This window comes from Streptomyces sp. NBC_00525 (assembly GCF_036346595.1).
GTDB lineage: Bacteria > Actinomycetota > Actinomycetes > Streptomycetales > Streptomycetaceae > Streptomyces.
Genome location: NZ_CP107834.1, coordinates 2,790,777 through 2,811,193 on the forward strand (window position 1 = coordinate 2,790,777; position 20,417 = coordinate 2,811,193).

The window sequence follows — 20,417 nt, forward strand, 5'->3', positions numbered from 1 at the left end:
GGCACTACAACTACACCATCCGTCCAGCCACGTCGGCCAAACCGATGGAATTGCCCTCCCAGGTGTCCATCACCGACGGAAAGCCGATGGACCATGCCATAGCGGACAGTCACACCACCGTGACGATCAGTCACAGAGCGATCAGGAGTCATCAGACCCCCCATAGCGTGCAATGCTGAGCGATCCGCCCATACATGGACGGATGGAGCCCTCGCCGGACTCCTTGTCCTATTTTGGCACGAGGGGTAGGGAAGGGCGCAAGGGCCCCGTAAGTGCTATCCATCACGGTTGAGACAAAGGCCCGGTTCGGGACGTAGGTCCCGCCACCCCCTGCGTCACAGGGGCCACTTCACCCCCACGGGTCACACCGGGAACAGGTTCACACCCTCGCGCAGGAGTGACGCCCAGACCGTCCGGTCTCCTTTGGGGCGGCTCCGCCCTCAGTTGGCGAACTGACGGTCCCTCACGGCCCGCCAGCGCTCCGCGAGCCGCGCGTACGCCTCGGCGGCCCGCTCCGCGTCCCCCGCCCGCAGCGCGGCGATGCCCTCCGCCACGTCGGCCGCGCTCCGGTCGTCGCTCAGCTGCCGCTCCGACAGCGCGTGCACCAGCCCGCCGTAGTCCAGCTCCACCAGCGCGCGCGGATGGAACTCCTCCAGCCACCGCCCGACGTCGACCAGGCCCGTGGTCAGCGGACCCTCGTCCATCGTCTCCCGCAGCGTCCGCAGCGACCTGGCCAGCCGGCGCCGCGCCTCGACCATCGGCGTCCGGTACCGGAACACCGGCGGCTCCCCGTCCGGCCCGGCCGCCACATGCTCCCGCTCCTCGTCCGCGAACAGCACGAACCAGCGGACCGGGACCTGCCACACCGCCGACCTGATCCACGGCCGGGCGTCCGGATGGCGCGCCGCCCACCGCTCGTGGTCCGCCAGCGCCTGGCCGCGCACCACCGGCGGCAGCACCGCGTCCAGCACCGGACCGGGGAACAGCTCCGCCAGCCCGTCCAGCGCCAGCCAGCCCCGCAGCCGGGTCCGCCACGGGCACACGCACACCACGCCGTCCACCTCGGCCACGAACGCGTCGGCGCTCTCGTGCACCGGCACCCCGGCGGGCGGGGTCGCCGCCAAGTCGGCCAGCGAGCGCCGGAGTTCGTCCTGCGCCGTGGGCATCCGGTCGCGGGCCGCGTAACGGGTCCAGTGGGCGCGCTCGGGCTCCGGGAAGGCCGCCAGTGGCTCGTACACCCGGAGGTAGGACGCGTAGGGAACCAGCACCGAAGACACCACCGACATGCGGTGATCGTGTCACGGCCGGACCCCCCAGGGGGGTGATCCTCGGCACTGGAACAGATCTACGTGGGGGTAGGACTTACGCTCTTGCTCACCGGGCCGTCCCACACGCGGGCGGGCCGGTGGGCCCTCCCCACCTTCAGGAGGGTCGTTCCGCCGCTTCGTACTTGGGAGTCACCACAGTGACCGATGTGACCGGCGCGCCTGTCGATGTCCTGCACACCCTGTTCCACTCGGAACAGGGAGGACACGAACAAGTCGTCCTCTGCCAGGACCGGGCCAGCGGCCTCAAGGCCGTCATCGCCCTCCACTCCACCGCCCTGGGCCCCGCCCTCGGCGGCACCCGCTTCTACCCGTACGCCTCCGAGGCGGACGCCGTCGCCGACGCGCTGAACCTCGCGCGGGGCATGTCGTACAAGAACGCCCTCGCCGGCCTGGAGCACGGTGGCGGCAAGGCCGTCATCATCGGCGACCCGGAGCAGATCAAGAGCGAGGAACTGCTGCTGGCCTACGGCCGGTTCGTGGCCTCGCTCGGCGGTCGCTACGTCACGGCCTGCGACGTCGGCACGTTCGTCGCCGACATGGACGTCGTGGCCCGCGAGTGCCGCTGGACCACCGGCCGCTCCCCCGAGAACGGCGGCGCCGGCGACTCCTCGGTGCTCACCTCGTTCGGTGTCTTCCAGGGCATGCGGGCCTCCGCCCAGCACCTCTGGGGCGACCCGACGCTGCGTGGCCGAAAAGTGGGGGTCGCCGGCGTCGGCAAGGTCGGCCACCACCTCGTCGAGCACCTGCTCGCGGACGGCGCCGAGGTCGTGATCACGGATGTGCGCGAGGAGTCCGTGCGCCGGATCACCGAGCGCCACCCCGAGGTCGCCGTGGCGGCCGACACCGACGCGCTCATCCGCACCGAGGGCCTGGACATCTACGCCCCGTGCGCGCTGGGCGGCGCCCTGAACGACGACACGGTGCCGGTGCTCACGGCGAAGGTGGTGTGCGGCGCGGCCAACAACCAGCTCGCGCACCCGGGCGTCGAGAAGGACCTCGCCGACCGCGCCATCCTGTACGCACCCGACTACGTGGTGAACGCGGGCGGGGTCATCCAGGTCGCCGACGAGCTGCACGGCTTCGACTTCGACCGGTGCAAGGCGAAGGCCGCGAAGATCTTCGACACCACACTCGCGATCTTCGCACGTGCGAAGGAAGACGGCATTCCGCCGGCCGCCGCGGCCGACCGGATCGCCGAGCAGCGGATGGCGGAGGCGCGTCGCGGCTGATCCGCGCCCCCCCGTACGGCCCCGGCCCGCCGACCGGCGAGACAAGACTCACGCCGGTCGGCGGGTCGTCGGCCGATAAGAGGTTAAAATCGCAGTTGACCAGCGAGGACGGCGCGTCTCGCGGGTCCGCTTCCGGGGCGCTTGATGCGGGCGGCGTACCGTATGGCCGCGGAAGCAGGTACCGTTGAAGCACTACAGGCACGGTCTCTCGGCTGAGAGTCCGGTCTGAAACATGAACGCGTGTCAAGACTCTGGGGCCGTCGAGCCCCGTCACCGAGGGGGTCGAGCCATGGGGCGCGGCCGGGCAAAGGCCAAGCAGACAAAGGTCGCCCGCCAGCTGAAATACAGCACCGGCGGGACGGACCTGTCGCGTCTGGCCAGTGAGCTGGGCGCATCGACTTCGAGTCAACCACCGAACGCGGAGCCGTTCGAGGATGACGACGAGGAAGATGACCCGTACGCACAGTACGCGGATCTGTACAACGACGAGGACGAGGACGAGAACGACCAGTCCGGTCCGTCGTCCAAGCGCCGCGGCGCTTGACCTCGCGCTGACACATCATCCCGGTCCGGAGCTGCTCCGGACCGGGTTTTGTGCTGCCCCGGTTCCGGGCGGTCCCGGACGGGAGGGCGAACGCGGCCGGTGAATGGCCGGGCCCGTCGGCCCGGCCATTCCCGCTCAGCGTGCGTACGAGCCCACCAGCTCGGCGCCGGTCGTGTGGTCGCCGCGCGCGGTGATCTCACCGGCGACCCAGGAGTCGACGCCCCGGTCGGCCAGCGTGGTCAGCGCCGCGTCCACGGAGTCGGCGGGCACGACCGCGATCATGCCGACGCCCATGTTGAGCGTCTTCTCCAGCTCCAGCCGCTCGACCCGGCCGACCGTGCCGACGAGGTCGAAGACCGCGCCCGGCGTCCAGGTGGAGCGGTCCACCGTGGCGTGCAGGTGGTCCGGGATGACGCGGGCCAGGTTGTTGGCCAGGCCGCCGCCGGTGACGTGGCTGAAGCCGTGCACCTCGGTCGTACGGGTGAGGGCCAGGCAGTCCAGCGAGTAGATCCGGGTGGGCTCCAGGAGCTCCTCGCCCAGGGTCCGGCCGAACTCCTCGACCTGGCGGTCCAGCGTCCAGCCGGCCCGGTCGAAGACCACGTGGCGGACGAGCGAGTACCCGTTGGAGTGAAGCCCGGAGGACGCCATGGCGATCACGGCGTCGCCCTCGCGGATGCGGTCGGGGCCCAGCAGGCGGTCGGCCTCGACCACGCCCGTACCGGCTCCGGCGACGTCGAAGTCGTCCGCGGCCAGCAGGCCGGGGTGCTCGGCCGTCTCGCCGCCCACCAGGGCGCAGCCGGCCAGCACACAGCCTTCGGCGATGCCCTTGACGATGGCCGCGACGCGCTCGGGGTGCACCTTGCCGACGCAGATGTAGTCGGTCATGAAGAGCGGCTCGGCGCCGCAGACGACGAGGTCGTCCACGACCATGCCGACGAGGTCGCGGCCGATCGTGTCGTACACGCCCATGCGGCGGGCGAGGTCGACCTTGGTGCCGACGCCGTCCGTGGCGGAGGCGAGGAGCGGGCGCTCGTAGCGCTTGAGCGCCGAGGCGTCGAAGAGGCCCGCGAAGCCGCCGAGGCCGCCGAGGCCCGCGACCTCGGGGCGCTGCGTCTTCCTGACCCACTCCTTCATCAGCTCGACGGCGCGGTCGCCGGCCTCGATGTCGACGCCCGCTGCCGCGTAGGAAGCACCTGTTGTCTCAGACATTGCCTGGGATCTTTCGTGTGGAAATACGGGGCTCGGGGAAGGGCTGCCGGACGGCCCGGATCACGGACGCCGCAGCGCGTCGGACGCCGCGGTCGCCGCGGGGCCCGCCGCCAGCTCGGTCTCCAGCAGCTGCTTGCCGAGCAGCTCCGGGTCCGGGAGCTCCATCGGGTACTCACCGTCGAAGCAGGCGCGGCACAGGTTCGGCTTGTCGATCGTCGTCGCCTCGATCATGGAGTCGATCGAGATGTACGCGAGCGAGTCGGCGCCCATCGACGTGCCGATCTCCTCGACGGACATGCCGTTGGCGATCAGCTCGGCGCGGGTCGCGAAGTCGATGCCGAAGAAGCAGGGCCACTTCACGGGCGGCGACGAGATCCGGATGTGGATCTCGGCGGCACCGGCCTCGCGGAGCATCCGGACCAGTGCGCGCTGGGTGTTGCCGCGGACGATGGAGTCGTCCACGACCACCAGGCGCTTGCCCTTGATGACTTCCTTGAGCGGGTTGAGCTTGAGGCGGATGCCCAGCTGGCGGATCGTCTGGGACGGCTGGATGAAGGTCCGGCCGACGTAGGCGTTCTTCACCAGGCCGTTGCCGAACGGAATCCCGCTGGCCTCGGCGTAGCCGATGGCGGCCGGGGTCCCGGATTCCGGGGTCGCTATGACCAGGTCGGCGTCGACGGGCGCCTCGGCGGCCAGCCGCCGGCCCATCTCCACCCGGGAGAGGTAGACGTTGCGGCCCGCGATGTCGGTGTCGGGGCGGGCCAGGTAGACGTACTCGAAGACACAGCCCTTGGGCTTCGCTTCCGCGAATCGCGAAGTGCGCAGACCGTTCTCGTCGATGGCGACCAGCTCACCGGGCTCGATCTCGCGGACGAAGCTGGCGCCGCAGATGTCGAGGGCGGCGGACTCCGACGCGACGACCCAGCCGCGCTCCAGGCGGCCCAGGACCAGCGGGCGGATGCCCTGCGGGTCACGGGCGGCGTAGAGCGTGTGCTCGTCCATGAAGACCAGCGAGAAGGCGCCCCGCACCTGGGGAAGCACCTGGGCGGCGGCCTCCTCGATGGTGAGCGGCTTGCCGTCGTCGTCGGTCTGGCCGGCGAGCAGGGCGGTCACCAGGTCGGTGTCGTTGGTCGCGGCGACCTGGGTGGCGCGGCCGTCCTTGCGCGGGAGGTCGGCGACCATCTCCGCGAGCCGGGCCGTGTTGACCAGGTTCCCGTTGTGGCCCAGGGCGATCGAGCCGTGCGCGGTGGCACGGAACGTCGGCTGCGCGTTCTCCCACACCGAGGCACCGGTGGTGGAGTAGCGGGCATGACCGACCGCGATATGGCCCTGGAGCGATCCCAGGGAGGTTTCGTCGAAGACCTGCGAGACCAGTCCCATGTCCTTGAAGACCAGGATCTGGGACCCGTTGCTCACTGCGATGCCCGCGGACTCCTGTCCACGGTGCTGCAGGGCATACAGTCCGAAATAGGTGAGCTTGGCGACCTCTTCGCCCGGAGCCCAGACACCGAAGACGCCGCAAGCGTCCTGGGGGCCCTTCTCTCCGGGGAGCAGGTCGTGGTTGAGTCGTCCATCACCACGAGGCACGCCACCGAGTGTAGGGGAGATCGACCACTGGTCCGAATTGGGGATGCCGCGCCGGACCGCCGGGAAAGCCCCTCCGGAACACGGTTCCACCCCCTCCCCCGCAGTCACGCGCAGTGACCACAACCCGTCCCTGATCTACGCGCGGCAACCGCCGCAGGGCAGGCGACACCCGGATCACCGGCCACCGGGCGACCGTTTCCGGCCACCGTACGCATCGGTCTCCGGCCCGCTTCGTGGCGCTGAGTGAAGCGGTCGGCGGGTGCCGGACGGGAACGGGGCGAACGGTCTTTTCGTGGCGAGCCTCACACCGCGCCCGCCCGGAATGCGGCATCTGGGTGGCGCCGGTCAGCCCATCAGGGGCAGCAGGTCCGACAGGTCGGCGCGCTCGCCACTGGCGGAGACCTTCGCCGCTTCGACCTCGCGCGCCCATTCCGTACGCCCGGTGGCCAGCCGAATCCAGGTGAGCGGGTCGGTCTCGACGACGTTGGGCGGGGTGCCGCGCGTGTGGCGCGGGCCCTGAACGCACTGCACCACGGCGTACGGCGGCACCCTGACCTCCACCGATCCGCCGGGCGCCCGCTCGGCCAGCGCGTCCGCGAGGAGCCGGCTGCACGCGGCGAGCGCCTGCCGGTCGTACGGGACGCGGAGCCCGGTCGCCGCGTTGAGGTCGTCGGTGTGGACGACCAGCTCCACGGTGCGGGTGACCAGGAAGTCGCCGAGGCGCATCGCCCCCACGCGGGTGGCCAGCAGCCGGTCGTCGGAGGCGCCGGGGACCGCGGCCTCGAACCGGGCGGCGACCTCCGCGTACAGCGCGTCCAGGTCGGGATGGGCGGCGGCCCGCGCGGCGGTGTCGTCCGCGATGGCCGGGGCACGGGAGGCCGTGGTGAACGGCCACTCCAGAAGGGACACCTCGGGTTTGGCCAGGGCCGGGGCGGGAAGCTCAAGCGTCCGGCTGACGTGGTCCAGGGCCATCGTGAGGTGGGCGGCCAGCTCGCGCACCGTCCAGTCGCCGAGGCCGCTCGGCGCGGCGAGCTGCTCCGGGGTCAGGGTGCGCACGGCATCCCGTACGTGCGTGAACTGGGCGAGGACCGCGGCGCGGGTCCTGGCCGGGTCGTAGCGACGGGCTCGCTTCTGCGAAGGCGGCATGCGGGGAGCCTACGTCCCGGCACCGACAGGCCGGCCGGGCCGGCGGGGCCGGCGGGGCGCTGGGCGGCGTTCCCGCCGGGGCGGCGTTCCCGTTCTCCGTCAGGTCGGGCCGGCGGCCCGCTCCCCCGTCAGCTCCGGGTCGCGTAGTCGCCGAGGCCCTTTTCCAGCAGGTCGAAGGCCCGGTGGGCCAGGACGACCGCGTCGGCGGCGACCGCGGCGGACGGTTCGCCGGCCAGCAGGCGCCTGCGGTTCTCGGTGAGCAGCGCGTTGCGGGTGCCGAGCAGCTGGCAGGCGACGATGCGCGCCATGGCCGGGTCCTCGCCCTCCTCGATCAGCGCCTCGGTGAGCCGGTCCTGGGTGCGCACGAAGAAGGAGTGGGCGCGGGCGAGCAGCGCGGGCGTCTCCATGATCAGCCGCACGATGCCGAGCGCCACCGGAGAGTCGCCCATGCCCACCGAGGGGTCGTGGCGCTCGACGGCCTCGACGAACTGCCGGCGCAGCGCCGCGACCGCCGACTCGCCGGGAGCCCGCTCCCGTACGACCCGCGCGGCGTCGTCCGCGTGCTCCTCCAGCGGCGAGAAGACCAGGTCTTCCTTGCAGTCGAAGTAGTTGAAGACGGTCATCTTCGATACGTCGGCGGCGTCGGCGATCTCCGCGACGGAGACATGGTCGAACCCGCGCTCGGAGAACAGCTTCGTGGCGGCCGCCAGCAGGCGGCGCCGGGTCTCGATCTTCTTGCGCTCGCGCAGGCCCATGCCCTCGGTCATAACCTCACTGTACCAGGATGAAGATTTATCCGAGATGAAAACTTGACTCAGTCCATAAATAACCGCGACAGTGGGAGCACCACGGTGGTGCGCCTCGGCACCGCCCGGGGAGGGGGCCATGCCATGTCCGCGACCACGACCGCCGCCGCACCACCGCTGGAGGCGACCGCAGAACGGCCGAACGCCGAACGACCGAACACCGACCGACCGCCCGCCCGTCGCGGCTCAAGGGTCGCCGTGGCGCTCTGCGTCGTCACGATCCTGCTGGCGGTGCTGGACTCGAACATCGTGTCCTCGGCCACCGTGCCGATCGTCCGCGACCTCGACCCCGTGCACGGCGTGGACCGGATTCCCTGGCTGATCGCCGCCTACCAGCTCGCCGCGACCGCCGCGCTGCCGCTGTACGGCAAGCTCTGCGACTCGCTCGGCTCCAAGAAGGTCTTCCTCGGGGCGCTCGCCACCTTCCTGACCGGGTCGGCACTGTGCGGAATGGCCCAGTCGATGAGCGAGCTGATCGCCGCACGCGCCTTCCAGGGCGCCGGGGGCGGCGGGCTGATGAGCGTCACCATGGTCGTCCTGCGCCAGATCTCGGCGGCCGGAGCGAAGAAGGAGGGCACCGGCGGAGGGACGGGGGGTGACAAGAAGGGCAACATCGGCGGGATCATCGCCGGCGCGGGCATGGCGCTCGGCCCCTGGCTCGGCGGCGCCCTCGCCGACCACGCGGGCTGGCGCTGGATCTTCTACGTCAACCTGCCGGTCGGCATCGCCGTCCTCGTCACCGCCGCCCTCGTGGTCGAGCTCCCCGCCCGCACGACGCGCCACCGCATCGACTTCCTCGGCGCCGCCCTCGCCGCCGCCTTCTCCACCGCGCTGCTCCTGGTCACCGAGTGGGGCGGCGAGGAGTACGCCTGGACCTCGCCCACCATCACCGCGCTCGCCCTCGCCGCCGCCGTCGCGCTCGGACTGTTCCTGTGGCGCCAGGCCACGGCCGCCGAACCGATCCTGCCGCTCTCCCTCTTCGCGCTGCGGACCATGCGCTACGGCTTCGCGATCCAGGGGCTCGTGGGCGTCGCGATGATGGGCTCGATCGTCTACGTGATGATCTACCTCCAGGTCGTCCGGGGGGTCGCCGCGACCTCCGCCGGACTCTTCCTGGTCCCGATGGCGATCGGCATGACCGTCGTCGGCCTCGTCTCCGGCAGGCTGGTGGCGGCCGGCTGGTCGCAGAAGACCTTCGTCGTCAGCGGCACCGTCTCCGCCGCGGCCGCCCTCGCCCTGCTGACCACGCTCGACACGGACACCGGCCTGTGGACGGTGCGCGGCGCGCTGCTGCTCATGGGCATCGGCTTCGGCCAGCTCATCGGCCAGCTGATCGAACTCGTCCAGGACACCGCCCCGCCCGGCCGGCTGGGCGTCGCCACCACCGGAGTCCGCTTCTTCCAGACCCTGGGCACCGCGCTCGGCGCCTCCCTCTTCGGAGCCGTTCTCAGCAGGGTGTACGCCGCGCAGGGCCCCGGCGGCACCACCAGCGACATCGCCCGGCTCACCGGCCGGGCCCGCGAGGAGGCCCTGGACGCCTTCGTCTCCTCCACCGGCGCGGTCTTCGCCTGCGCCACCGGGGCCATGGTCCTCGCCCTGATCCTGGCGACCCGGCTGCCCGGCCCCCGTACGACGGCCTGACCGCCGCAGCGCGAAACCCCCCGACCGGACGAGCCGGTCGGGGGGTTTCGGTACGAGCGGTGCGGGAACTACGCCAGCAGCGCCGGGATCGTCTCCTCGTGCGCCGTACGCAGCTCGCTCAGCGGGATGCTGAACTCGCCCTGGACGTCGATCTCCTCGCCGTCCACGACACCGATGCGGGTCACGGGCAGACCGCGCGCCCCGCACATGTCGTTGAACCGCAGCTCCTCGCTGCGCGGCACCGAGACGACCGCGCGGCCCGCGGACTCGGAGAACAGCAGCGTGAACGCGTCGAGGCCGTCCGGCACGACCAGCCGGGCACCCTTCCCGCCACGCAGGCAGGACTCGGTGACCGCCTGGATGAGGCCGCCGTCCGACAGGTCGTGCGCCGCGTCGATCATGCCGTCGCGGGAGGCCGAGATCAGGATCTCGGCGAGCAGCTTCTCGCGGCCCAGGTCCACCTTGGGCGGCATGCCGCCGAGGTGGCCGTGGACGACCTCGGACCAGGCCGAGCCGCCGAACTCCTCGTGCGTGTCGCCCAGCAGGTAGAGGAGCTGGCCCTCCTGCGCGAAGGCGACCGGCGTACGCCGCGTGACGTCGTCGATCACACCGAGCACGGCCACGACCGGCGTCGGGTGGATCGCCGTGTCACCGGTCTGGTTGTACAGCGAGACGTTGCCGCCGGTGACCGGGGTGCCCAGCTCCAGGCAGCCGTCCGCGAGACCGCGGGTGGCCTCGGCGAACTGCCACATGACGTCCGGGTCCTCGGGCGAACCGAAGTTCAGGCAGTCCGAGATCGCGAGCGGCTTGGCGCCGGTGGCGGCGACGTTGCGGTACGACTCGGCGAGCGCGAGCTGCGCCCCGGTGTACGGGTCGAGCTTGGCGTACCGGCCGTTGCCGTCGGTCGCCATGGCCACACCGAGGTTGGACTCCTCGTCGATGCGGACCATGCCGGCGTCCTCCGGCATCGCGAGGACGGTGTTGCCCTGCACGAACCGGTCGTACTGGTCCGTGATCCAGGACTTCGACGCCTGGTTCGGCGACGAGACCAGCTTGAGGACCTGCTCGCGCAGCTCGGCGCCGTTAGCGGGGCGGGCCAGCTTGCCGGCGTCGTCGGCCTGCAGCGCGTCCTGCCAGGACGGGCGGGCGAACGGGCGGTGGTAGGTCGGGCCCTCGTGGGCGACGGACCGCGGCGGCACGTCCACGATCTGCTCGCCGTGCCAGAAGATCTCCAGGTGGGAGCCCTCGGTCACCTCACCGATGACGGTGGCGATGACGTCCCACTTCTCGCAGATCTCCAGGAAGCGGTCCACGTGCTGCGGCTCGACGATGGCGCACATGCGCTCCTGCGACTCGCTCATGAGGATTTCCTCGGGCGAGAGGGAGGAGTCGCGCAGCGGCACCGTGTCCAGCTCGACGCGCATGCCGCCGGAGCCCGCGGAGGCCAGCTCGGACGTGGCGCAGGAGAGCCCGGCGCCGCCGAGGTCCTGGATGCCCGCGACGAGCTTCTCCTTGAAGATCTCCAGGGTGCACTCGATGAGGAGCTTCTCCTGGAACGGGTCACCGACCTGGACGGCGGGGCGCTTGGCGGGGCCGGTCGACTCGAAGGTCTCCGAGGCGAGCACGGAGACGCCGCCGATGCCGTCGCCGCCGGTGCGGGCGCCGTACAGGATGACCTTGTTGCCCGGCCCGGAGGCCTTCGCGAGGTGGATGTCCTCGTGCTTCATCACGCCGATGCAGCCGGCGTTGACGAGCGGGTTGCCCTGGTAGCAGGCGTCGAAGACGACCTCGCCGCCGATGTTCGGCAGGCCGAGGCAGTTGCCGTACCCGCCGATGCCCGCGACGACGCCCGGCAGGACGCGCTTGGTGTCGGGGTGGTCGGCGGCGCCGAAGCGCAGCGGGTCCACGACGGCGACCGGGCGGGCGCCCATGGCGAGGATGTCGCGGACGATGCCGCCCACACCGGTGGCCGCGCCCTGGTAGGGCTCGATGTACGAGGGGTGGTTGTGCGACTCCACCTTGAAGGTGACCGCGTACCCCTGGCCGACGTCGACCACACCGGCGTTCTCACCGATGCCGACGAGCATGGCGTCGTTGGCGGGGACCTTCTCGCCGAACTGCTTGAGGTGGACCTTGCTGCTCTTGTAGGAGCAGTGCTCGGACCACATCACGGAGTACATGGCGAGCTCGGCGCCGGTGGGGCGGCGGCCCAGGATCTCGCGGATGCGGGCGTACTCGTCCTCCTTGAGGCCGAGTTCCTTCCAGGGCTGCTCGGTGTCCGGGGTTTCGGCCGCGTGCTCGACCGTGTCCAGGCTCATGCGTTGACCAGCTTCTTGATGATCGAGGTGAAGAAACCGAGACCGTCGGTGCGACCGGTGCCGATCAGCGGCTCCACCGCGTGCTCCGGGTGCGGCATCAGACCGACGACGTTGCCCGCGGCGTTGGTGACGCCCGCGATGTCGCGGAGCGAGCCGTTGGGGTTGCGGCCCACGTACCGGAAGGCGACGCGGCCCTCCGCCTCCAGCTCGTCGAGCGTGCGCTCGTCGGCGGTGTAGCGGCCGTCCATGTTCTTGAGCGGGACGGAGATCTCCTGGCCCTCGGCGTAGTCCGAGGTCCAGGCGGTGCCCGCGTTCTCGACGCGCAGCGTCTGGTCGCGGCAGACGAAGTGCAGGTGGTTGTTGCGCAGCATCGCGCCGGGCAGCAGGTGCGCCTCGGTGAGGACCTGGAAGCCGTTGCAGATGCCGAGGACCGGCAGGCCCGCCTTCGCCTGCTCGATCAGCGTCTCCATGACCGGCGAGAACCGGGAGATGGCTCCGGCGCGCAGATAGTCGCCGTACGAGAATCCGCCGGCCAGGATCACCGCGTCGACCTGGTGCAGGTCCTTGTCGCGGTGCCACAGCGATACGGGTTCGGCGCCCGCGACCCGTACGGCCCGCAGGGCGTCCTGGTCGTCGAGCGTGCCCGGAAAGGTGACGACTCCGATACGAGCGGTCACTTCGACTCCTCGGCGTTCTCCACCTTCACGGTGAAGTCCTCGATCACGGTGTTGGCGAGGAAGGTCTCCGCCATCTCGTGAATACGGGCGAGGGCGGCGTCATCGACCGGCCCCTCGACCTCCAGCTCGAAACGCTTTCCCTGACGTACGTCCGCGATTCCCTCGAAGCCGAGACGGGGCAGTGCGCGCTGCACCGCCTGTCCCTGCGGGTCGAGGATCTCGGGCTTGAGCATGACGTCGACTACGACGCGTGCCACTGGCACTCCCGGTGTGGTGGTGTGGTGCGGCTGTTTCTCCGGAGGGGGTACCCCGGACCCCCGCGGGTCCTCTCAGCGTACCTGGCCGGAAATTCTACGCGGGTAGATATCAAACGGGATAGATCACACTCAGATTTCGAACGATCACCGGACGGCGGAAAAGCCGCGAAACAAATGCTCAAGGGCCACTCGCATAGCGCCCGGACACGCGCAGGTAATTGGGCGGGCTTCACAATGCGGTCCCTCCCGCTGTACAAATGATTACCGGGGAATGCAGCATTGCCCCGGAGCACCGACAACAGTCGGCCCGCATCCGCGCTCACAGCCGGAAGGCCGGCATCGGCGCATGTCAGACGCGTCGATGCCGTAGGAAAGGACCGATATCCGTGGCGCAGCGCGTAGTGGTCACACTCTCCGACGACATCGACGGGGGAGCGGCGGCGGAAACGGTCGGCTTCGCCCTGGACGGGAAGTCGTACGAGATCGACCTCAATCAGTCCAACGCAAAGAAACTGCGCGACGCCCTGGCCCCGTACATGGCGGCCGGTCGCAAGCAGACAAATACCGGCAAGAGCGGCAAGGCGCCCGTTCCGTACCGGCACACCGCGCTGGCGCCCGACCCGGCGGCGGTGCGCGCCTGGGCGCGCTCGCACCGGATGGACGTGCCGGCCCGGGGGCGCATCCCCAAGAGCGTCTACGAGGCGTTCCGGGAAGCGAGTTAACTCCTCAACAGGTTCGGCCGGCCCCGGCGGGGGCCGCACCGGGGACCTGCGGGGGAGCCGACTTGCGCAACACCCCCGCAGGTCGGCTAGAGTCTGGAGCACGCCGAGGGGCAAGGCCGAAAAGGCCGAACCCCACGCAGCGTGCGGGTGTAGTTCAGTAGCAGAACATCCCCCTTCCAGGGGGAAGGCGCAGTGTGCAATTCCTGTCACCCGCTCTGCATCACTCCTGCAGGACCACTCCGGTGGATCAGGTAGGGTAGTGATCGCTCCACCGGTGAAAGCCGAGTGGCAGCAATGCGGACGTAGCTCAGTTGGTAGAGCGCAACCTTGCCAAGGTTGAGGTCGCCAGTTCGAACCTGGTCGTCCGCTCCACTGAAGAAGGCCCCGGTCATTTCGACCGGGGCCTTCTTCGTGCATTCATGTACGCGGCCCCCGTGCGCCGTCGGCCATGACGTTTGTCATGCGGGGTGGTGACAGCCCGCACTGCCCCCGGCCTTCCGGCAGGGGGAATCTGAAGTCATGACCAGCGACGACATGGCCCGTGAGTGCGTGATCCAGGCGGAGGACGTCCGCCGCCGCTACGACGGCGGCTTCGAGGCCGTGAGCGGCGTCTCGTTCTCGGTGGCACGTGGCGAACTGTTCGCCCTGCTCGGGACGAACGGCGCCGGCAAGACCTCCACCGTCGAGCTGCTGGAGGGCCTGGACCGCCCCGACGGCGGCCGGATCCAGGTCCTCGGCCACGACCCGTACGGCGAGCGCGCGGCGGTCCGCCCCCGCATCGGCGTGATGCTCCAGGAGGGCGGCTTCCCCTCGGAACTGACGGCCGCCGAGACGGTACGGATGTGGGCGGGTTGCACCAGCGACTCCCGGCCGACCGCGGAGGCCCTGGAGCTGGTCGGCCTCGGCCACCGCGGCCGGGTCCGGGTCAAGCAGCTCTCGGGCGGTGAGCGGCGGCGCCTCGACCTGGCGCTGGCCCTGCTCGGCCGGCCCGAGGTGCTCTTCCTGGACGAGCCGACGACCGGCCTGGACGCCGAGGGCCGCCGCGACACCTGGGAGCTGGTCCGCCGGCTCCAGGAGGAGGGCACCACGGTCCTGCTCACCACGCACTACCTGGAGGAGGCGGAGGCCCTCGCGGACCGGCTCGCGATCATGCACCGGGGCCGGATCGTCACGGCGGGCACCCCCGCCGAGGTGACGGCCGCCCGCCCCGCCCGCATCCGCTTCGAGCTGCCCGACGACGTACCGGCCGCACGGCTGCCCCTGGTCCTCCACGCCGCCGCCGAGGGCCGCCGGGTGGAGATCCGCACGTTCCGCCTCCAGGACTCCCTCGCCGAACTGCTGCGCTGGGCCGCCGAATCGGACGTCGTGCTGCACAAGCTCGACGCCCGCGCGGCCTCGCTCGAAGAGGCGTTCCTCGACATCGCGAGGTCCGCCGCCGAAACCGAAGAGGTACCCGTTCCATGACCACCGCGACCACCCCTGCGGCCGACACCGCCGCCCGCACCACGGCCCTGGGCCGGCTGACCGCCCTCGGGCGCGCCGAGCTGGCACTGCTCGCCCGGAACCGGACGGCGATCTTCGTCGCGCTGTTCATGCCGGCGGCGATGATCATGTCCATGCGGTCGGCGTTCAAGAACATCGACCTCGACGGCACCGGCCTGACCATGGCCGGGGCCGCACTCCTGGGCGGCATCGGAGTGGTGCTCATCCAGGCCCTCTACATGAACATGGCCGCCGCCTACGTCGCCCGGCGCGAGGAACTGGTCCTGAAGCGGCTGCGCACCGGCGAGATCACGGACCGGGAGATCCTCACCGGGACGGCCCTGCCCTCCGCCGCCCTCGCGCTGGCGCAGAGCGCGGTGATCGTCGCCGCCGGCGCGTTCTTCTTCGACCTCGGCGCCCCCGAACGCCCGGACCTGCTGCTGGTCGGACTGCTGCTGGGCATGGTGCTGCTGACGGCCCTGGCCGCCGTCACCTCCGTCGTCACGCGCACGGTGCAGACGGCCCAGCTGACGACCCTTCCGCTGTTCCTGGTCTCGATGATGGGTTCGGGCCTCTTCGTCCCGCTAGACGTCTTCCCGGACCGGCTCGCGGCGTTCTGCGAGTTCCTGCCCGTGACCGGCGTGATGACCCTGATCCGGGCCGGCTGGTTCGGCATCCCCGAGAGCTCCGACCTGATCGGCGCCGCGCTGACCGGGCTGGCCTGGACCGCACTCGCCGTGTTTGCTGTGCAGCGGTGGTTCCGCTGGGAACCGCGACGCTGAAAGGGAGGTGGGGCGTGATCCGGGTACGGGGCTGGCGCCGCAGCTGGCAGGAGCGCAGCAAGCTGGAGCGGATCGACCTGTACTCACGGTTCACCATCTCCGTGATGCCCTGGTTCTTCGCCCTGGCCTGGCAGGGGGTGCCCTTCGGGTCGGACATCCGCCATGCACCCCTTCCGCTGGCGCTGGGAGCGGCGCTGCTCCTGGCGAGCCTGGCGCAGTGCCTGCTGAGCAACCTCAACCTCCCGGCGTCGTACGAGCACTACCTCGGCACCTCCGTCTTCCCCCAGCGGCGCCTGTGGGCACCCGTGGCGCTCCTGCTGCTGGCCATCGGGCTGCTGGCGGTGCTGGCCGGGGTGGACGGGGTGCACGGCGCCGGGCTGCTGCTCATGGCGCTGAACGCCCCGGTGGCCCTCGTGATCACACGCGTCCTGCTGGTGCCGATCCGCCGCTTCCTGATCGAGTCGCTCGGCCTCACCGCCCTGATCACCGGGGCACTCGCGGTGGCGGGGGTCCGGGGCGGCACGCTGGCCGCCGTGGTGCCGTGCAGCCTCTTCGGCTGTGTGCTGATGCTGATCTCGATCCGGCCCAGCGCCTGGAGCATGAGCGTGATGTGGCAGGCGGAGGAGGCGCGGGACGTGCAGGCCAGGCTCGCCGTCGCCGAGGAACGGCTGCGGTTCGGCCGGGACATGCACGACGTGCTGGGCCGCAACCTCGCGGTGATCGCCCTCAAGAGCGAACTCGCGGTGGAGCTGGCGCAGCGCGGCCGGCCGGAGGCGGTGGAGCAGATGGTCGAGGTGCAGCGGATAGCGCGGGCCTCCCAGCAGGAGGTGCGCGATGTGGTACGCGGCTACCGCGAGGCCGACCTCACCACCGAACTGGCCGGTGCCAAGGGCGTGCTGAACGCGGCCGGCATCGAGTGCACGGTGACCGGCGACGGCGGGGAGCGGCTGCCCGCGCCCGTCCAGTCGGCGCTCGGCTGGGTGGTCCGGGAGGCGGCGACCAATGTGCTGCGCCACGGCGACCCGCGCGCGTGCGTGATCCGGGTGACCACGACAGCGGACGCCGCGGTGCTCCGGGTGGAGAACGACGGCGCGGCGGCCGCCGTTGCCGCGCCCGCGTCGGGCACCGCCGGCTCCGGGCTGGCCGGCCTCCGGGAACGGCTCGGCGCGCTGGACGGCACGCTGGAGGCGGGGCTCGCGGAGAACGGCCGCTTCCATCTGACCGCCAGCATCCCGCTGACCGAGGCGGAGGGCCGCCGCAAGCGGGGAATGCCGCCGGGGACCGCGGTGGCCCCCGGCGTGATCGTGGGGCCGGGACGCGGCCTGCTGGAAGGAAGACGATGACCGCGGTACGGGTGCTGCTCGCCGACGACGAGCATCTGATCCGGGGCGCGCTGGCCGCCCTCCTCGCGATGGAGGAGGACCTGGTGGTGGTCGCGGAGGCGGCGACGGGGCCGGAGGCGCTGGCCATGGCCCGTGCGCACCGGCCGGACGTGGCGGTGCTGGACCTGGAGATGCCGGGGGCGGACGGTGTGAGTGTGGCCACATCGCTGCGGGCCGAACTCCCGGACTGCCGCACGATGATCGTGACCAGCCACGGCCGGCCCGGCCATCTCAAGCGGGCCCTCGCGGCGGGTGTGCGGGCCTTCGTCCCGAAGACCGTCAGCGCCCGTCAGCTGGCCGGCATCATCCGCACCGTGCACGCGGGAAACCGCTATGTGGACCCGGAGTTGGCGGCGGACGCCATCGCCGCCGGGGACTCGCCGCTGACCGTGCGCGAGACCGAGGTGCTGGAGCTGGCAGCCGACGGGACGTCGGTCGCGGAGATCGCCGAACGGGCCTCGCTGTCGCAGGGGACCGTACGCAACTACCTGTCCGCGGCGGCCACGAAGCTCGGGGCCGAGAACCGTCATGCGGCGGTGCGTCTCGCACGGCAGCGGGGTTGGGTATAGTAGGTCTCGCGCTTCGGCGCTTGCGGACGTAGCTCAGTTGGTAGAGCGCAACCTTGCCAAGGTTGAGGTCGCCAGTTCGAACCTGGTCGTCCGCTCGGTTGAGGAAGCCCCGGCCTTTCGGTCGGGGCTTCTTCGTGTCCGTACGCTCCCGGCCGGGAGTCCCCGCCGACCGGGGCCCGCTCCGGGTCCGGCCGGCGAGGTGTCGCTCCTACTGCCAGGGGGTGCCGGTGAGCAGCTCGTACGCCTCCACGTACTTGGCGCGCGTCGCGTCCACGACCTCCTGGGGCAGGGCCGGGGGCGGCTGCTCGCTCCTGCGGTCCCAGCCGGAGGCCGGCGAGGTCAGCCAGTCGCGGACGAACTGCTTGTCGTAGGACGGCTGGGCGTGGCCCGGCTCCCAGGAGGCGGCCGGCCAGAAGCGGGAGGAGTCCGGGGTCAGGACCTCGTCGGCGAGGGTCAGTTGCTCGCCGCCGTCCGCGGTGGGCGCGTAGCCGAACTCGAACTTGGTGTCCGCGAGGATGATCCCGCGCTCGCGCGCGATGTCGCGGGCCCTGCCGTACACGTCCAGGGTGGTCCGGCGCAGCGCGGCGGCGGTCTCCGTGCCGACCTGGCGGGCCACCTCCTCGTAGCTCACGTTCTCGTCGTGGTCGCCGACGGCGGCCTTGGTGGCGGGCGTGAAGATCGCGCCCGGCAGCTCGGAGCCGTCCACCAGGCCGTCCGGCAGGCCGATGCCGCAGACGGTGCGCGAGGCGTCGTACTCCAGCAGGCCGGAGCCCGTGAGGTAGCCGCGGGCGACGCACTCGACCGGGACCATCCGCAGCGACGTGCAGATCATCGTGCGCCCGGCCCAGTCCTCGGGCGCCCCGGCGGGCACCTCGGTGGACAGCACATGGTTGGGCACCAGGTCGGCGAGCTGGTCGAACCACCACATCGACAGCCGGGTCAGAACGCGGCCCTTGTCCGGGATCTCGGTCGGCAGCACCCAGTCGTACGCGGAGATCCGGTCACTGGCGACCATGACGAGGTCACCGGCCTCGTTCCGGTACAGGTCGCGCACCTTGCCGGTGTGCAGGTGGGTGAGTCCCGGTACCTGCACGGGCTCGGGCTTTTCTACGAATCCGGACACGCTGCCTCCGCGTAGGTTGATCCAGGAACGGTTCCGATTCTCCCGTATCCGGGAACGCCCGGCTGCGGAGGGGTGCCGACCGGGTGGCCCGGCGACCCGCTGCGGAACGCCCGCGCTCAGGCCCGCTTGCAGATCCGGTCGAGCAGATTGGCGGTGGCCCGCTGGATGCGCGCGTCCACATGGCCGGGCCGGTCCAGCGCCGGGGACCAGGCGAAGGTGCCCGAGGCGAAGACCAGCGCGCCGGACGGGGCCCGGTACAGCGAGGTCTCCTGGTACCGCAGCACGCCCTCGCCGTCCTGGTACGGAGAGTGGGCGAGCAGGATGCGGTTGTCGTGCTCGGGCAGCGTGGTGCGCGGGAAGTAGCGGTCGGCCTCGCCCGCCACCAGGCCCGCGATCTCGTCGCCCTCGCCGGCGCCCGTGGCGTCCCACAGCCAGTGGTCCGCGTTCCGCACGACCATCGGATGCGGTTCGGGCACCCGGCCCGCGTACTGGATGCCGAGCAGCTGCTGCTCCGGGCGGTCGATCTCCCGCCACAGCGCGGGCTTGCCGGGGCCCCGGCGCTTGCGGCAGGTCAGCAGCCGGTCGGGCACCCCGGACGCCGAGGGTTTGAGGCCGACCTGCCAGTACATGGTGTTGGCGGAGAGGTGGACCAGCGAGGTGCCGTGGTCGCGGGCGCGCTCCGCCGTACGGCGCATGGGCACCGACCAGTACTCGTCGTGGCCGGGGAAGACCAGGCCTCGGTAGCGCGTCGGGTCCACCCGGCCCGCGTGCAGGTCGCGGGTGTCGGCGTAGGCGAGGTCGTAGCCGTAGCGCTCGGCCCAGCGGATGAAGTCGTACGCGTGTCCCACATGCAGCGGGAGGCCGGCGCCGGCGTAGGGGCGGTCGAACGAGACGGTGACCGCCGCGTCCTCCTCGCCGAGCAGCCGGCCCTCCTCGTCCCAGGCGTGGTAGAGGCTGGCGCCGGTCCGGCCGTCCTCCGGGTAGAGGTTGTACGCCTGCCAGGTGACGTCCGGGAGCACCAGCAGCAGGTCGGCCGGGTGGTCGTCGCGGATGGTGAACGGGATGTGGGAGCGGTAGCCGTCGAGCGTCGTGAGCACGGCGACGTACGCGCCGATCGACCAGTAGGACGGGATCTGCAGCCGCCAGGACAGCCACCAGTGGTGGCAGGAGACCGTGCGGTCGGCGGTGAGCGGGGCCGGCTGGACGATGCCGGACAGCCGGGGGCTCGTGGTGATCTTCGAGGCGCCGTCGCCCCCGTAGTGGCCGATCCGGTAGACGTCCACGGTGAACTGCTGGGGCGGGTCCACCGTGATGTGGAAGTCGATCGCCTCACCGGGGGCGGCGGCTCCGGTGGAGGTGAAGCCCTTGATCTGCCGGTGCACGTCGTCGGCGGTGCGCGTGCCGCCGTCCGTGGAGCGGTGCAGGGTGGGGTCCGCGTACCAGGGCACGATCTGCCCGGTGTCGTCGAAGTAGTTCTCGCTGCCGCGCAGCCAGGGCAGCGGGCCCTGGCCGAAAGGATCGGTCACGGCGTGCGCCAAGGCACCCGATTCCCACCGACGGATCTGTTCCGCCCCCATTGACGCTCCCCCTCCCTCACAACCCCCGGAACAACAGT

The 20,417-nt window shown here is 71.3% G+C and carries 18 protein-coding genes and 3 tRNA genes; 11 read left to right on the forward strand and 10 right to left on the reverse strand.

Annotated features, from left to right (window positions below):
- Positions 1-440: 440 nt before the first annotated feature.
- Positions 441-1,286, reverse strand: a complete 846-nt coding sequence (locus OG710_RS12390; protein WP_330239381.1) for a hypothetical protein — start codon at positions 1,284-1,286, stop codon at positions 441-443.
- A 179-nt stretch (positions 1,287-1,465) separates the two neighbouring features.
- On the opposite strand from OG710_RS12390, the gene OG710_RS12395 reads away from it, so the two are divergent.
- Together OG710_RS12395 and OG710_RS12400 are read left to right on the forward strand one after the other, a co-directional pair.
- Positions 1,466-2,557 (forward strand): Leu/Phe/Val dehydrogenase, encoded by a 1,092-nt coding sequence (locus OG710_RS12395; protein WP_330239382.1) that lies wholly within the window; start codon positions 1,466-1,468, stop codon positions 2,555-2,557.
- Positions 2,558-2,846: 289 nt separating this feature from the next.
- A complete protein-coding gene (locus OG710_RS12400) occupies positions 2,847-3,101 on the forward strand; it encodes a DUF3073 domain-containing protein (protein ID WP_330239383.1) in 255 nt (84 codons plus the stop codon).
- Between the two features lie 135 nt (positions 3,102-3,236).
- Here the strand turns inward: OG710_RS12400 and purM are convergent, their stop codons facing one another.
- The 4 genes from purM to OG710_RS12420 form a co-directional block, all read right to left on the reverse strand.
- Complete coding sequence (gene purM / locus OG710_RS12405; RefSeq protein WP_330239384.1) at positions 3,237-4,310, reverse strand: phosphoribosylformylglycinamidine cyclo-ligase; 1,074 nt, start codon at positions 4,308-4,310, stop codon at positions 3,237-3,239.
- 60 nt (positions 4,311-4,370) lie between these two features.
- Positions 4,371-5,897, reverse strand: a complete 1,527-nt coding sequence (gene purF, locus OG710_RS12410; protein ID WP_330239385.1) for an amidophosphoribosyltransferase — start codon at positions 5,895-5,897, stop codon at positions 4,371-4,373.
- Between the two features lie 345 nt (positions 5,898-6,242).
- On the reverse strand, positions 6,243-7,043 hold the full coding sequence (locus tag OG710_RS12415) for a maleylpyruvate isomerase family mycothiol-dependent enzyme (RefSeq protein ID WP_330239386.1): 801 nt from the start codon (positions 7,041-7,043) through the stop codon (positions 6,243-6,245).
- Between the two features lie 128 nt (positions 7,044-7,171).
- On the reverse strand, positions 7,172-7,810 hold the full coding sequence (locus OG710_RS12420; RefSeq protein WP_330239387.1) for a TetR/AcrR family transcriptional regulator: 639 nt from the start codon (positions 7,808-7,810) through the stop codon (positions 7,172-7,174).
- Positions 7,811-7,933: 123 nt separating this feature from the next.
- Between OG710_RS12420 and OG710_RS12425 the strand changes: the two genes are divergently transcribed.
- Positions 7,934-9,490 (forward strand): MFS transporter, encoded by a 1,557-nt coding sequence (locus OG710_RS12425; RefSeq protein WP_330239388.1) that lies wholly within the window; start codon positions 7,934-7,936, stop codon positions 9,488-9,490.
- 68 nt (positions 9,491-9,558) lie between these two features.
- Here the strand turns inward: OG710_RS12425 and purL are convergent, their stop codons facing one another.
- Genes purL through purS form a run of 3 tightly spaced genes read right to left on the reverse strand, consistent with a single transcriptional unit; the run spans position 9,559 to position 12,742 of the window.
- A complete protein-coding gene (gene purL / locus OG710_RS12430) occupies positions 9,559-11,808 on the reverse strand; it encodes a phosphoribosylformylglycinamidine synthase subunit PurL (RefSeq protein WP_330239389.1) in 2,250 nt (749 codons plus the stop codon).
- Entirely contained in the window at positions 11,805-12,485 is a 681-nt protein-coding gene (gene purQ / locus OG710_RS12435) for a phosphoribosylformylglycinamidine synthase subunit PurQ (RefSeq protein ID WP_330239390.1), read from the reverse strand. Before purQ ends, purL begins: the two co-directional genes overlap by 4 nt.
- Entirely contained in the window at positions 12,482-12,742 is a 261-nt protein-coding gene (gene purS / locus OG710_RS12440; RefSeq protein WP_018521910.1) for a phosphoribosylformylglycinamidine synthase subunit PurS, read from the reverse strand. The genes purQ and purS overlap by 4 nt, the downstream gene beginning before the upstream one ends.
- 386 nt (positions 12,743-13,128) lie before the next feature.
- Here purS and OG710_RS12445 point away from each other — a divergent pair, with 386 nt between their 5' ends.
- The 8 genes from OG710_RS12445 to OG710_RS12480 all read left to right on the forward strand — a co-directional run bounded on the left by OG710_RS12445 (position 13,129) and on the right by OG710_RS12480 (position 17,774).
- The gene (locus tag OG710_RS12445) at positions 13,129-13,464 is read left to right on the forward strand and encodes a histone-like nucleoid-structuring protein Lsr2 (RefSeq protein WP_199564808.1); all 336 of its coding nucleotides are present in this window, start codon (positions 13,129-13,131) and stop codon (positions 13,462-13,464) included.
- Between the two features lie 143 nt (positions 13,465-13,607).
- A tRNA-Gly gene (locus tag OG710_RS12450) sits at positions 13,608-13,679 on the forward strand.
- A gap of 81 nt (positions 13,680-13,760) precedes the next feature.
- Positions 13,761-13,836, forward strand: a tRNA-Gly gene (locus OG710_RS12455).
- Between the two features lie 147 nt (positions 13,837-13,983).
- Positions 13,984-14,928, forward strand: a complete 945-nt coding sequence (locus OG710_RS12460) for an ABC transporter ATP-binding protein (RefSeq protein WP_330239391.1) — start codon at positions 13,984-13,986, stop codon at positions 14,926-14,928.
- Positions 14,925-15,728, forward strand: coding sequence for an ABC transporter permease (locus tag OG710_RS12465; RefSeq protein WP_330239392.1), 804 nt, complete (start codon positions 14,925-14,927; stop codon positions 15,726-15,728). The genes OG710_RS12460 and OG710_RS12465 overlap by 4 nt, the downstream gene beginning before the upstream one ends.
- 17 nt (positions 15,729-15,745) lie before the next feature.
- Complete coding sequence (locus OG710_RS12470) at positions 15,746-17,071, forward strand: sensor histidine kinase (protein ID WP_330242229.1); 1,326 nt, start codon at positions 15,746-15,748, stop codon at positions 17,069-17,071.
- Positions 17,068-17,679 carry a response regulator transcription factor gene (locus OG710_RS12475; RefSeq protein WP_330239393.1) on the forward strand — a complete coding sequence of 204 codons (612 nt, stop codon included), beginning with the start codon at positions 17,068-17,070 and terminating at the stop codon, positions 17,677-17,679. Before OG710_RS12470 ends, OG710_RS12475 begins: the two co-directional genes overlap by 4 nt.
- Before the next feature lie 22 nt (positions 17,680-17,701).
- A tRNA-Gly gene (locus OG710_RS12480) sits at positions 17,702-17,774 on the forward strand.
- A gap of 113 nt (positions 17,775-17,887) precedes the next feature.
- Here OG710_RS12480 and OG710_RS12485 read toward each other — a convergent pair.
- Together OG710_RS12485 and OG710_RS12490 are read right to left on the reverse strand one after the other, a co-directional pair.
- Positions 17,888-18,802 carry a phosphoribosylaminoimidazolesuccinocarboxamide synthase gene (locus OG710_RS12485; protein WP_330239394.1) on the reverse strand — a complete coding sequence of 305 codons (915 nt, stop codon included), beginning with the start codon at positions 18,800-18,802 and terminating at the stop codon, positions 17,888-17,890.
- A 116-nt stretch (positions 18,803-18,918) separates the two neighbouring features.
- Positions 18,919-20,379: a N,N-dimethylformamidase beta subunit family domain-containing protein gene (locus OG710_RS12490; RefSeq protein ID WP_330239395.1), complete on the reverse strand. Its 1,461-nt coding sequence runs from the start codon at positions 20,377-20,379 to the stop codon at positions 18,919-18,921.
- Positions 20,380-20,417: the final 38 nt, after the last annotated feature.

Bases quoted from the DNA above. Each gene is read 5' to 3' on its own strand.
- OG710_RS12425 (WP_330239388.1), top strand. From the start codon at position 7,934: ATGTCCGCGACCACGACCGCCGCCGCACCACCGCTGGAGGCGACCGCA.
- OG710_RS12390 (WP_330239381.1), bottom strand. From the start codon at position 1,286: ATGTCGGTGGTGTCTTCGGTGCTGGTTCCCTACGCGTCCTACCTCCGG.
- OG710_RS12475 (WP_330239393.1), top strand. From the start codon at position 17,068: ATGACCGCGGTACGGGTGCTGCTCGCCGACGACGAGCATCTGATCCGG.
- OG710_RS12400 (WP_330239383.1), top strand. From the start codon at position 2,847: ATGGGGCGCGGCCGGGCAAAGGCCAAGCAGACAAAGGTCGCCCGCCAG.
- OG710_RS12460 (WP_330239391.1), top strand. From the start codon at position 13,984: ATGACCAGCGACGACATGGCCCGTGAGTGCGTGATCCAGGCGGAGGAC.
- OG710_RS12490 (WP_330239395.1), bottom strand. From the start codon at position 20,379: ATGGGGGCGGAACAGATCCGTCGGTGGGAATCGGGTGCCTTGGCGCAC.
- OG710_RS12465 (WP_330239392.1), top strand. From the start codon at position 14,925: ATGACCACCGCGACCACCCCTGCGGCCGACACCGCCGCCCGCACCACG.
- purL (WP_330239389.1), bottom strand. From the start codon at position 11,808: ATGAGCCTGGACACGGTCGAGCACGCGGCCGAAACCCCGGACACCGAG.
- OG710_RS12420 (WP_330239387.1), bottom strand. From the start codon at position 7,810: ATGACCGAGGGCATGGGCCTGCGCGAGCGCAAGAAGATCGAGACCCGG.
- OG710_RS12415 (WP_330239386.1), bottom strand. From the start codon at position 7,043: ATGCCGCCTTCGCAGAAGCGAGCCCGTCGCTACGACCCGGCCAGGACC.
- purM (WP_330239384.1), bottom strand. From the start codon at position 4,310: ATGTCTGAGACAACAGGTGCTTCCTACGCGGCAGCGGGCGTCGACATC.